This window comes from Haloarchaeobius amylolyticus, from assembly GCF_042678045.1.
GTDB lineage: Archaea > Halobacteriota > Halobacteria > Halobacteriales > Natrialbaceae > Natrinema > Natrinema amylolyticus_A.
In genome coordinates, this window is sequence record NZ_JBHUDI010000006.1 from 230,731 (window position 1) to 243,515 (window position 12,785).

Annotated in this window: 10 protein-coding genes and 1 pseudogene; 4 read left to right on the forward strand and 7 right to left on the reverse strand. The window is 63.3% G+C overall.

Annotation, left to right across the window (positions count from 1 at the left end):
* Positions 1–67 precede the first annotated feature (67 nt).
* The 6 genes from ACFR99_RS12385 to ACFR99_RS12410 all read right to left on the reverse strand — a co-directional run bounded on the left by ACFR99_RS12385 (position 68) and on the right by ACFR99_RS12410 (position 7,089).
* The gene (locus ACFR99_RS12385) at positions 68–814 is read right to left on the reverse strand and encodes a helix-turn-helix domain-containing protein (protein ID WP_390287800.1); all 747 of its coding nucleotides are present in this window, start codon (positions 812–814) and stop codon (positions 68–70) included.
* A 289-nt stretch (positions 815–1,103) separates the two neighbouring features.
* Entirely contained in the window at positions 1,104–4,334 is a 3,231-nt protein-coding gene (locus ACFR99_RS12390) for a bacterio-opsin activator domain-containing protein (RefSeq protein ID WP_390287802.1), read from the reverse strand.
* A gap of 202 nt (positions 4,335–4,536) precedes the next feature.
* Complete coding sequence (locus ACFR99_RS12395; RefSeq protein ID WP_390287804.1) at positions 4,537–4,959, reverse strand: universal stress protein; 423 nt, start codon at positions 4,957–4,959, stop codon at positions 4,537–4,539.
* A gap of 175 nt (positions 4,960–5,134) precedes the next feature.
* Complete coding sequence (locus tag ACFR99_RS12400) at positions 5,135–5,818, reverse strand: cytochrome c biogenesis CcdA family protein (protein WP_390287806.1); 684 nt, start codon at positions 5,816–5,818, stop codon at positions 5,135–5,137.
* Positions 5,819–5,820: 2 nt separating this feature from the next.
* Positions 5,821–6,378, reverse strand: a complete 558-nt coding sequence (locus ACFR99_RS12405) for a TlpA family protein disulfide reductase (RefSeq protein ID WP_390287808.1) — start codon at positions 6,376–6,378, stop codon at positions 5,821–5,823.
* Positions 6,379–7,089 (reverse strand): SCO family protein, encoded by a 711-nt coding sequence (locus tag ACFR99_RS12410; protein WP_390287810.1) that lies wholly within the window; start codon positions 7,087–7,089, stop codon positions 6,379–6,381.
* 228 nt (positions 7,090–7,317) lie between these two features.
* On the opposite strand from ACFR99_RS12410, the gene ACFR99_RS12415 reads away from it, so the two are divergent.
* The 3 genes from ACFR99_RS12415 (at position 7,318) to ACFR99_RS12425 (ending at position 11,041) form a co-directional block, all read left to right on the forward strand.
* The gene (locus ACFR99_RS12415) at positions 7,318–8,421 is read left to right on the forward strand and encodes an iron transporter (RefSeq protein WP_390287812.1); all 1,104 of its coding nucleotides are present in this window, start codon (positions 7,318–7,320) and stop codon (positions 8,419–8,421) included.
* Between the two features lie 142 nt (positions 8,422–8,563).
* Positions 8,564–8,740, forward strand: a complete 177-nt coding sequence (locus tag ACFR99_RS12420) for a hypothetical protein (protein WP_390287832.1) — start codon at positions 8,564–8,566, stop codon at positions 8,738–8,740.
* Between the two features lie 1,095 nt (positions 8,741–9,835).
* Positions 9,836–11,041, forward strand: coding sequence for a Cdc6/Cdc18 family protein (locus ACFR99_RS12425; RefSeq protein WP_390287814.1), 1,206 nt, complete (start codon positions 9,836–9,838; stop codon positions 11,039–11,041).
* A gap of 147 nt (positions 11,042–11,188) precedes the next feature.
* Here the strand turns inward: ACFR99_RS12425 and ACFR99_RS12430 are convergent, their stop codons facing one another.
* Positions 11,189–12,337, reverse strand: coding sequence for a M24 family metallopeptidase (locus ACFR99_RS12430; RefSeq protein ID WP_390287816.1), 1,149 nt, complete (start codon positions 12,335–12,337; stop codon positions 11,189–11,191).
* A gap of 236 nt (positions 12,338–12,573) precedes the next feature.
* Here ACFR99_RS12430 and ACFR99_RS12435 point away from each other — a divergent pair.
* Positions 12,574–12,785 (forward strand): annotated as a pseudogene (locus ACFR99_RS12435) (RNA-guided endonuclease TnpB family protein); the annotation flags it as partial.

The window sequence follows — 12,785 nt, forward strand, 5'->3', positions numbered from 1 at the left end:
TGTCTCTCATTGTTCGTTCTTCTCAGTCAGAGATCTGCCGTCGGATCAACGGGGAGCAACAGGTCCGTTAGCTGGAAAGTGACGACGCGCAGAGTTCGCCGATCGCTCGCCGCAGTCGCTGCGAGACGGCCGACTTCGAAACGTCGAGTCGATCCGCGAGTTCGTCCTGGGAGATCCCACGCGGGACATCGAAATAGCCTTCTTCGTGTGCGACCGTGAGCAGTTCCTCCTGTTTCGCCGTCAGCGCGACGACGGTGTCATCGCCGTCATCGGAGACGCGGAGGTGATCGACGGTTACGGAAATATCGCGGTCCCGACAGTACTCGTTAAAGGCGACGAGCTGCTCCCGATCGGCGAACCGAAGCTGGACCTGCCAGCCGTTTCGGCAACTCGAGAGTTCGAGCAGTCGGCCTCCGACTGCAGCAGTGGTGGCGGTAAACGTCACCGCGCGGTCGGTGAGCGTCACTCGGTAGACCCGTCTGTCGGGATACCGGTCGACGAGTACGGGGTCGGTGACCGTCGGATCCGTCTCGAGGCCGGTCTCGAACCGATCGAACGCATCTCCATACACGGTGACGAACACGAGCGTCGTCCCCGGCTCGAGGGTCGTCCAGTAGTCGGGTTCGACGGCCACGTCCGTCGCGTGCTGGAGCGTCGGCCGCAAGAACAAGTTCGGGTGGTCGAGTCGGAGTTGCGCGACGATCCCGCCGTCGGCCTGCGATCGAACCGGGGACCGATCGTCGGCCGTGTCGGCGGTCGTCTCGAGGCGCTCGGTGGCGTCGGCGAAATCGATGCTCACGAGTGCATCCGCCATCCGGGGAGACGGCCAGTGTAACAATCGCTTACCGCGAACACGCTCATTGAATAGCTCATTAGGTGCCGGGGACATGATCGTGGACGCTAGATACGGAATCGAAGCTGGTGATTCACTCAATACTGATTCATTAGTCCGTGTTCTGACTGATCAGCCAGCCTGAGGAAATACAGTATTATCGAACTGTGGAGACAGGAGTAATACGATCATACCGCCAGTTGTCGAGAAGGGGAGTTCCCGTAGGATCGTCGACAGCGAAGTCGGTCCAGTTGCAGCTCCGGGCGGCACCTCAGTCGGCTGTCGGCTCGTCGAACAACAACGCGAACAGTGTCCGCTGAGCCAGCCGAAGATGCCGACTGAACGTCGGCTGGGAGATTCCGAGCGATTCGGCGACCTCTTCCCCGGTGTGGTCGCGCGGCCACTCGAAGAACCCACCGTAGTAGGCCGCCTCGAGCGTCCGGCGCTGGCGCTCGGAGAGGTATTCGTGTAACTCGTCGAACGGACGGCGTGAGCGAAGCGGGCGATCGCGTTGCCGGCGAGCGACGAGTTCCGTCCCCGGATAGGTTCGCTCGAGCTGCTGGACGAACGAACGGACGTCGACCGGTTCGCCGAGTTCGATCTCGAGGCGGGTCCGATCGTCGACCGGCGTGAGCGACTGGAGGACGCCTCCGTGGTCCGCGATCGGTTCTGCGACAGTGCGTTCGGAGACACCGATCTCGAGCGTGAGGCCGTCAGCTCCCTGCTCGACGATCGACACCGCATCGACCGCCGACAGCGATTCGATCGCATCGCGAACGGTGTCAGCGTCGGCTCCGCCGATCGTACAGAACACCGTCGACCCGCCGGACGACCGCGGCACGATCGCTCGGACGTCGAGCCGTCGCCCGACCTGGCTGGCGATTGCAGATAGCGGCTCGGCGTCGTCCCGAAGGACCACCTCGAGTTCGATGATCCGGTCAGCGAGCAGCGCGCGTTTCGTCTCGAACGCCCCGATCACGGCGCCGGCGATCGACGCGAGGTGCTGGCAGGCACGTCGGGTGTGGTCGTCGAACGCCGACGGCTGTGCCGCGTAGGCGGTCAGCGTCCCATAGCGAATCCCGTCAGCTATCAGCGGCATACTGAGCACGGACCGAACCCCTCGTTCGAGAAGCTGCCGTCGCCACGATCGGCCGTCGTCATCGTGTGTCCCCCGCTCGCTCGAGAGGTCATCGACGACGACCGCCTCGCCGGTCGCTGCCGCAATTCCCGTCGGCGCGTCGGCGTCCACGCCCATCGGAACTGCCGTCGACTCGAGGAACGCGCCGTCCCGGCCGACCCAGGTCGACGGGACGACCGTCTCGCGACCGTCGTCGACGTGGCCGACCCATGCGAGTGTGATGTTGGCCGCCTCGAAGGAAGACAAGGAAACGACCGCCTCGCAGAGTTGCCGTTCGACCGTCTCACGCCGATCGGCTGCGAGAATCGACTCTCCCGCGCTCCACACCACCGCCGTCTGCTCGGCAGCGGCTTCGAGGTGCGAGCGATCGTGCTGGCACGTACGGAGAGCCTCGGCACACCCGAGCGAGTCGAGAGCGACCGCGGCGGCGTCAGACACCGCCTCGATCGGGTCCGTCTCGAGCCCCTCGAACGCCAGCGGGCTGGTGCTGGTCGCGAGGACGACGGCCCCCGTCGTGACTGGGACGGAGAGCACCCGCTCGGCGCGGAGTCCGGTACGAGCGAGAACGGCGTCGAGATCCGCACGCTCGTGGACGGTCGGCGACGCAGTCTCGTGGTGGTCGGTCGTCTCGTCGTCCTTGACGACAGCTGCCAGCGGGGTCCCGGCGAGGTCGATCGGCGGTGGCTCGATCGAACCGCGACCGACGACGTGATCAGCCGTCGCGAGCGCTGCCGGGTGCAGCCGGTCGTCGTCGACACGATACCAGATGGCCACGTCGGCGTCGGCACACTCACGAACGGCATCCGTGGTGGCGTCTCGAACGGTCGAGGGTGTCTCTGCACGGCGGATGGTCGCCACGGTGTCGTGGATCGTCGACAGGACGGCTGCGCGCGAGTCGCGCCTGTCACGGACGACACAGAGCGTTCGATCGGGGTCCGACAGCGGCACGACGAAGACGTCGACCGGCGGGGCTGCGTCGGTCGCGAGCGTTCCGGAAACTGGCTCCATCCATCGCACGACCGGTGATCGAGCCCGGTCTCGAACGGCCGCTGCGAGATCCTCGTCGAACACTACCTCGAGGTTGCGGCCAACGAGCGCGTCGGCGTCGGCGAGTTCTCGAAGCGCCGGGTTCGCCAGCTGAATCGTCGTCCCTTCGAGGACGGCGATCCCGTCGTCGAGCGCGTCGACGACGGCCTCGAGGAGCTCGAGTCGCTCCAGGTCCGACGCAGCCGCGGCGTCAGTGGGCTGTGTACGTGCGTAGATCGAAACGCCGTCGTCGCCAGGGTGGACGCGGACGGCGAGTCGGCCCTCGAGAGACGGAGCAGTCGTGTCGACCGTTTCGACCGAGCCCGTCGCCTCTGTGGCGCGCACGCGATCGAACAGCACCTCGGTGAGGTCGTCCGGAAGGAGATCCCAGACGACGGTGCCGGTCAGCTCGGTGGGGTCGCTCGAGCGGCCGTCAGGTCGAAACAGGGCAGTCGCTGCATTGTTGGCGTATCGAAGTTCGTCTCGCGGGCCGAGGATCAAAAACGCGTCGGCAAGCCGCTCAACGCCCGCACGAAGATCGTCGGGGACGGCCGTGTCGGCCGTCGCACCCACTCCGGTTCGGGTCACGACGATTCCCTCGACGGTCGGATCGGCGAGCCGATTCGTGCAAGTTAGCCGGGAGACGCGCCACGTCCCATCGACGTCACCCAGTCGCAAGGTGGTGCGTTCGGTCGCGCCGACCGGTGCGTCGACGACGGTCGCGAGCATCTCTGCGAGCTCCTCGCGATCGTCGGGATGGACGAGCCGATCGATCGGCGTCCGCTCGAGTTCGGCCGGCGTATATCCCAGCTGCGACTCGACCGCCGGCGTCGCGTAGTCGATCTCCCCGTCGGCGTCGAGTACCCAGACGACGGCAGCAGCGTGTTCGAGGATCGACCGCTGGCGTCGACCGGAAACCGCAGCGGCCAGCCGGTACTGTTCTCGCTCGGCAGCAGTTCTGACGCGTGCGGTCAGCACCGTCGGCGACTCGTCGGGAGCCACGACGTCACTCGCGCCAGCTGCGAGCGCGCGGTCAGCGTCTTCGTCGGTGGTGATAGCCACGATCGGTCGCTCGTCAGAGTGGGCGGCGAGTCGCTCGAGCATCGATTGGGGCGTGCCCGACCGGTCGGCCGTCTCCGCGTCGAACGGACAGACCAGACAGTGGACATCGTGCTCGGCGAGTCGCTCGCTGGCTCCCTCGAGCGTCCGCTCTCGAAGGATCGACGCGTCCGTGAATCGTGCAACGAGTGCGTCGCTCGCATCGTCGGCAGCAGCGTCATCGCCGACGACCAGCACACGGGGCGTGTCGCCGACGGCGGTCGCGCTTCGCTCGCTCACGTAACGGCCACCTCCGGGTAAGTCGTGCCGATAGCTCGCGCTCGCTGTCGGCCCTGTTTCGTCGGGTCAGGGGGGCAAACGGCATGGCGAGCGGGCTGCCCGGCCACAATAGCGACTGCGTCGCTCCCTCGCAGGTTAAGTATCGGTCTCGTACCCGGTCGTAGCGACGGATTAGGAGGACGACCCACCGCGCTGGCGACCGCTAGGAGTGGGCTCGAACCGTGAGGACCGGGACTGGGGCGTTTCGGACGATCTCTTCGGCGACGCTCCCCGAGAGCAGGTGATCGAGCCCGGAGCGGCCGGCCGTTCCGACGATCACCATATCGACCGGGTTCGTCTCCGCGTAGTCGACGATCTGTTCCTGTGGGACGCCCTGGCGGAGATCCGTCGTCGCGTCGATCCCCTCTCGAGCCGCCGCTTCTTTGGCCTCTTCGGCGGCTGTGGCGGCTTCCTCCTCCGGCTCGGTTCGAAGCCGGTCCTGTTTGTCCGTCGCTTGTGGCCCCTCCTCAGAGACCGACAGTACGTGCAGGGTCGCATCGAGCTGGGCCGCGAGTTCGATCCCTTGCTCGGTCGCCTGGCGAGCAGCGTCGCTTCCGTCCGTCGCGAGGAGCAGATCCTGATACATAGTCGCCCGTTCAAGCGACTGCGGGATACATCCCGGACCTGCCGTTGCCTGCCGGGAGGCGTTGTCCCAATTCGTCGCACCTCTCTCGAGTCAGTTCGGGCGAGTGGCCGACGCAGCCACTCCGTTGCCTCGGTGAAATCCAGTGCTGATTCGGGCCGTCCGCCGGAGAGGGCGATCAGAACAGATTGAAGTAATCGAAGACGACGAGCGCGAGATACAGTTGCCCGATCCCGGCGACGATCATCACCACGCCCGCGATCCGTTTTAGCAGTCCGGAGTAGGCCGTCAGCCGGCCAGCCCCGGCGACGAGTCCCATTCCGGTCGCGACGGTCAGCGAGACCATCAGCAAGATGACGCTACCGACGTAGGTTCCGAGGAGGACTGCCGCATCGGCTGTCGATACCGAAAGCGCACGGGTGACGACGCTGATGAACAGCGGCGCGACACAGCCCGCCGATGCGAGCGCATAACCCATGCCAAAGATCGCAAAGCCGAACGTGCTCGAGCGCCGTTTCGGGAGGGGAACGGAGACCGATGGTGCACGGCCGGCGACGATCAGCGCACCGAGGACGAGCAACACGAGGCCAGCCCCGGCTTCGAACCATTTGATCGACGAGATTATCGACTGCCCGATCCAGAACGTTGCCCCGAGCAGTGCCGTGAACGTAACGAGGACGCCGAGCCCGGCAAACAGCCCGCGGCTCAACGCCCCGGAGAGCGACGACTGGTCACCGTCGGTCTGACTTACGTAAAAGCCGACGTAGCCTGGCAACAGCGGGTACGCACATGGCGAAAAAAACGTTGCGATGCCGGTCGACAGCCCGAACACGATCGAGGTGGTTAACGCTGCGTCAACCATTCTTACTGGCCTCCTGTCTCGAGTGCCTGTTCGATGCCCGAAACGAACTCATCGGTAGACTTCTGTCCGCCCGCCGACCACTGAATCCGTCCGGAGGCGTCGATTGCGACGGCGTACGGAATGCCGGCGATGGAGTACTGTGCGCTCAGTTCCGCGGTCGGATCGATCCCGAGCGTCCAGTTTCCGTCGTTCCGTTCCCACCAGTCGACGACTTCCGCTTTCGTCACCGAGCGACCGACCGCCTCGTTCGTGACCGAAACGAACCGTACGTCGTCACCGAGCTGGTCGTGGGCTTCGATGAGCGCGGGCATCTGCTCTTCACAGGGATCACACCACGTCGCGAAGAAATCGATGAATGTCGGTTGGTCGGCTGCCGGTAGGCGGACCTCGCCAGCCTCGCTGCCCGGTGCCTCGATCGTTTCGACCGTCCGTGGTTCGACTGGCTCTTTCTCATCGTCCGTTTCACCGTCGAGCGACGGCAAGCCGCCTAACGCGACGGCTCCTGCACCGCCAATGACGCCCACGCTCCCGAGTCCGGCGAGGACGTCTCGTCTACGCATTCAGGCCGTCACCACCGTTTCGAAATCGTCGATCAGTCGAGAAATCTCCATACTCGCGCCGTTCGAATAGACCCGTTCGACGATCCCCTGCTTGTTCACGAGGAAGATGTGGGTGAAATGCGGGAACATGTACTCAAGTTCCTCGTATTCGTCGGTGTAACACTCATCTCCTCTGTGACATTTCTTGAGAGGGAGACCGTACGTCCCGTCGACGATCTCTTTGGCCTCGTCGTAGCTCTCCGGGCGCAGGAAATGCCAGTTCTCGGCGTCGAGGTCGACGCCCTGTTGGTCTGCGAACGACCGAATCGCGTCTTCCGTGTCCCGTTCCGGATCGAACGTCATCTCGAGGAAGGCGGCCTCATCACCGTACCCCTCGTCGGCGGCGACCTCCTGTGCACGTCGAAGTCGCAACGTCAGCGCAGGACACATCCCGTCCGGACAGTTCGTGTAGACGAACGTCATCAGCATGGCCCGTTCGCCCTCGAACTGGTCGGTCGAGATCGTCTCGCCGGAGAAGGGATCGGGGACGCTGACTGCCGGGAACTCGTCTCCGTAGCTCGGATGTGATGCGTCGCTCAAGTCCGTCTCCGGCGGCTCGAGGACGGTATCGGGATTTCCGCTCTCCTCGCTACCGAGCACTCCATCGAGGCAGCCGGCAACACTGGTAAGGCCTGCGATTCCGACCGTGCCGAGATACGTCCGCCGGTCCATACTCACGTCCTAGGAGCGGGCGATGAAAGGCTCATTGGTTCACCTCGCGAAGGAAGAGTGATAGCAGCTGCTTACTGGATGCGATCCTGACAGCCGCGATAGGAACCGCCGGCACAGACGAGCGCGGAAGCGACAAGAGATCAGAGATCGAGTTCGATCAACGTCAGGGGATCGCGTTCGATCGATGAACCAACAGGCGTTTTGTCGACGGTTTCCAACCACCGGGTAATGAACCGCCGGGCGTTTCTCCGTGGCACTGCCGCAGCTGGAGCCGCCGGGACCGTTGGTCTCGCCGGTTGTCTCGAGCAACTCGGGTTCGAAGAAGAGTCCGCCTTTGCCAACCCGCCGCTCGTCGAGAACCGGCCCAACGCCGTCTATCTCCCCTCCTCACGCGACGAGATGGGGATGTACGGGATGACGACCGACGGCGACTACGCCGCCATGCTCTCGTATACCTTCCCCCACCGGTTCTGGACCGTCGAAGCAACCGACGAAGGGAAAGAACTCGTCGAGATCACCGCCGACGACAGTCTCCACCTCATGGTCACCGTCTGGGACCGTGAGACACACACCGTCCTTCCGGTGGACGCGCGCCTCGAGCTCCGCCAGGACGGCGACCTCGTCGATATCGGTACCTCCTCGCTGTGGCCGATGATTTCCCAGCGGATGGGCTTTCACTACGGAGATAACGTCCAGCTGCCGGGCGAGGGACCGTACACGGCCCGAATTCAGGTCGGTCCGGTCAGCCTCGAGCGGACCGGCACGTTCGCGGAGCGACTGGAATCGATGGGGACACTCGAGATCGACTTCGAGTACGTCCGATCGAACATCCACGACCTGTCGTTCGAGACGATCCCCGAATCACAGCGGGGGAACCGAGAGGCGTTGTCGCTCATGGAAATGGAACACGGCGGTGGTGACGGCGAGAGCATCCCGATGGGACAGGCCACACCGATCGAGGAGTTACCTGGAGAGTCACTCGAGGCCCAGCGCAGCGACGACGCGACGTTCGCCGCGCTCGTCTCCGACGCCGACCGGCTCGCCGACAGTAGCTCGTATCTGGCGGTCAGTCCCAGAACGCCGTACAACGGGATCGTTCTCCCGTTTACGTCCCTGTCCGCGACCGTCGAACGGGACGGGGAGATCGTCTACGACGGGCAACTTACAGAGGCGCTCGATGACGAGATCGGTCACCACTACGGCGTCGCCGTCGACGACCTCACGTCCGGCGACCGCGTGACAGTTTCGGTCGACTCACCGCCGCAGGTCTCACGGCACGACGGCTACGAGACGGCGTTTTTCGACTTCGAGGACGTAACCTACACCGTGTGAACCGCCTCGGGGTCAAGCCCCGGGGCATTCTCCTATACCGCTTGTAAATCGGACCGTACGGTGATCGAACGGAGCGAAACGAATTCCTGTCGGTACGGTACGACTGTGATAACTAACGGGGATCAACGAGTACGTCTACGGTATGTCTCGAACCGGGAATGCGGATATGGATATCGGCTGTCCGGAGTGTGATGCGACGATCGCCACGTCCATCCCACCCGGTCCCGGGATCCATGCAGAGAACGATTCGAACCGACTCCTCGGGAAAGAGACCCAGTGTCGGAACTGTGGCCACGAACTCGAGCTCTACTACTACTAAGCGGCTCTCCCTCGCTGTGACGAGTGCCAAGATATCGTGTCGGGTGCTCACACACCGAGTTTCCGGTGAAATCGTCGTCAGTCGAAACCGGTTCTCGCGCGATTGCCGATGGCGCTACCGGCTGAAACACGGTAGTGTCTGTCCCTGGGTGGCACACACCGGGTTTCCGGTGAATAGGAGTCGTGTTCGAAGGCTGATTCCGTCCAGGAGTGAACACGAGGTCCGTAATCGTGTGTGTCCCACTCGAGTACTGATGGGATCGGATAAACGAAAAGTGGTATCTCGAGCATCCCGACGAACAGACACACCGGGTTTCCGGTGAATCACACTGATTATCACGCACGATTCGCCACGGCTGTGCTGACACACACACACCGGGTTTCCGGTGAAACGTCACGAACTGTCGTCGGTAGCTTCCAGCAGCAACGTCATACACACACCAGGTTTCCGGTGAAACAGGCACATATGCATCCAAACATCGGACGAACACTCACTAGAAGTCCAACCGAGCCATCGACACGACCCATCGAACTGGAACAATGGAACGAAGGCACGATACGCGTCACAATCGGCTGACGAGAATTCACGAATGATGGGAACTCGATCTAGAATAGATATCTATAAGTTACAAAGATGAGTACAGTCCATTAAGTGAATTAGAAGCTTTTATAGATCTCTCTTAGAGATCATCGCATCCGAATCCACCGTTTCTGATTGGCGTGCTCTCGTGACCTCGAGGGTTGATCTCAGTATCTCCTCCAAGCGACGATCGAGGTGTGGCCACGTTTCCGGCCACGAAACCCCGCAGTTTATCTCACCACGTACACCGGGTTTCCGGTGAAACGGAACTGGTTCAACCCCCGTTTCGACTGCACCGATATCCCCGTTCTCACCGTTTCACCGGAAACTCGGTGTGTGTGTCTTCGACCATCGACCGATCGTTCGCAGCCACCGACACGGACACGGCACCCGTCGTCGAACGCCCCGATCGGCTGTATATCCGTCTCTCGAGGACGGATACTGCCGAGTGCTCTCCGGGGTCGGCCGCAGCCGCCAAACGGAACAGCTATTTCACCGGAAACACGGTGTCCGTCTATGTCGAGTTCCGGCGACGACCTGTTCACCCGCGACGACCCGATCTTCGAGAACAAAGAACTCCTCGAGATCAACCACTTACCCGAAGAGGGTCGAATCGTCGGCCGCGACGACGAGATTTCGGAACTCGCGAACGCGGTTAACCCCGCGATTTTCGGCCAGAGCCCGAGTAACCTCCTGATCTACGGCAAGACTGGAACCGGCAAGTCCCTCTGTGCGAAGTACATCTCGGAGCGACTGGTCCGTGTCGCGGGCGAAGAAGGTGTTACGTCGGCGTTTGCCTACGTCGACTGCGCCCAGGACAATACGGAAACCCAGGCCGTCCAGACGATCGCCCACACGCTCAATGAGCCAGCGGTCACCGATATCAGAATCCCCGACAAGGGCCTCAGTACCTCGACGTACTACAAGCGCCTCTGGACGGTGTTGGATACCCAGTATGACGTGGTCCTCGTTATCTTGGACGAGGTCGACAAGCTCGATGACGACGACATTCTTATGCAACTCTCTCGCGCGGGCGAGGCCGGCAAGCTCGAGTCGTGCAAGATCGGCGTCATCGGGATCAGTAACAAGATCAAGTACAAGGATCGGCTCGACGAGCGGGTCAAGTCCAGTCTCTGTGAACGCGAGTTCGTCTTTCCCCCCTACGACGCGAACCAGCTCCGGTCGATCATGCAGGCCCGCAGCGACGCGTTCAAAGACGGCGTCCTCGAGCCCTCCGTGATCCCCCGCGCTGCGGCGCTTGCGGCCCGCGAACACGGCGACGCCCGCAAGGCGATCGACATTCTCCGATACGCCGGCGAGATCGCCCAGTCGAAGGGCAACGAGACCGTCCGCGAAGAGTTCGTCGTTCAGGCCCGCGAGCGGGCCGAAACGGATCGGTTTCGAGAACTCATCCGCGGCTCGACGCCTCACTCGCGGTACGTCCTGCAGGCGCTTGCGGTTCTCTCGCTCAACACGCCCGAGGAGGACGGGTTCCGGACGACGAAGATCTACGATGTCTACGAGGAGATCTGCCGCCAAGAACGATCCGATCCACTCTCCCTGCGGCGGGTTCGAGACCTGCTCAAGGAACACGCCTTCCTCGATATCTTAGAGCAGGCCCGCCGGAGCGGCGGCAGCGCCGAGGGCAGCTATACCGAACACCAGTTGCTCGAGGACCCCGAGGTCGTCCGGAAGGTACTCGTCGAGACCGACGACTCCTGAGTCCTGCGGTCGTCTCGCTTTCAGTCTTCGCGCGGATACGCCTCACACCATGTTACCGTATAGTGGCGCTTCCATCGGTCTCTCGCCTGATTTCACCGGAAACCCGGTGTCATGGCTGCGCCGATCGCATGGACCATCCCTCCCGAGTCACAGCTCGGTCTCCCAGCCACGCGGCGTGTCGTTCAGTCGCTCGGCACCGTCCTCGGTGACCACTACGAGATCCTCGATCCGGACGCCAAACTTGCCCTCGAGGTAGATCCCCGGCTCGACACTGAAGACCATGCCGGGCTCGAGTTCACGGTCGTTGCCCGCGGTAATATACGGTGGTTCGTGGACCTCGAGGCCGACGCCGTGGCCAGTGCGGTGAACGAAGGCGTCGCCATAGCCGGCCGATTCGATGACCGATCTGGCGGCGCGATCGATCGTACCTGCGGTGACACCTGGTTCGACGGCGTCGATCGCAGCCTGCTGGGCCTCCCTGACGGTTTCGTGGACACGCTCGTACTCGGCCGGCGGGTCGCCGATGACGATCGTGCGCGTCTGGTCACCCGGATAGCGACCCGTGCCAGCCTCGAGGTCGGCTGAGACGAACGCACCGAAATCCAGCACGATGGGGCCGCCAGCTTCGATCCGGCGCGAGCCGCTGTGGTGGTGTGGGCGGGCCCCGTTCGGACCGGCAGCGACGATCGTCTCGAAGGCGGGTTCCTCGCCGCCTTCGGCGACGAGCAACCGGTCGATCTCGGCTGCCAGTTCCGATTCCGTCATGCCGACGAGTTCTTCCCCACGGCGGCGGATCTCGAGAGCAACGCGATCTGCGAGCGCGCCGGCTCGGCGCAGCGCCGCGAGTTCGACGTCGTCCTTGCGGATCCGCAGCGGCTCGAGGGCGGTACTCGCGAGTCCGAACGCGGCGTCCGACAGCAGGTCCCGGAGGTCCTGGGTAAACGTCGCCCACATTCGATCGTCGACGAGGACGGTCGCCTCGTCGCCGTCCCCAAGCGAGTAGGCCGCCAGCACGTCCGCGACATCCTCGAGCGGGTCGTCGTCGTCGGTCCAGCAGCGCAGTTGGAGATCTGCGATCGGCAGCGTGGCGAGTTGGGCTTCGTACATCGCCGGTGCGACGAGTGCAGGCTCACCGGCTCGCGGGACGAACAACAACAGGTGGCGTTCGGACGGCGATTCCGAAAAGCCGGTCAGATAGGTCAGGTTCGGGCTTGGAAAGCAGACCGTCAGGTCGGCCCCTTCCTCCGCGAGCTGATCCTGGCAGGCGGCTATCCGGCGCTCGAACGGCGAGGTCATGGGACCGGGTTCGCTCGAGCGAGCAATCAACATTTGGTTACCGCCGGTTGCGAGCGCGATTGTCAGTGCTCCAGCTATCCGTGTTTCAGCATTTTCGAGGTGGAGCCTCCGGCCTCAAGGAGTGAACAGAGTGAGCGAGTAGGCCGGAGAGGAAACCGCCAGGGGACGACAAAACCGGTATACTGTGACCGCCCGCCTCCCGAATACTTAAGAACCGTCAGCATTACATCTGAAATATGGAGGTCCGACGTACCGCGCCCGTCAAACTCGTCGTTCCCGACGAGCGGCGCAACGACCTCCACGAAACCGCCCGGCAGTTCCTTCACTGCGCCAATCGTGCCGCTGAGTTCTGTTGGTCCGACAACTCCTACACTGAGTGCGTCACGGCCAATACCACCGCACGAGACGCGCTTTACGACGACCTCCGCGAGGAAACAAATCTTACCGC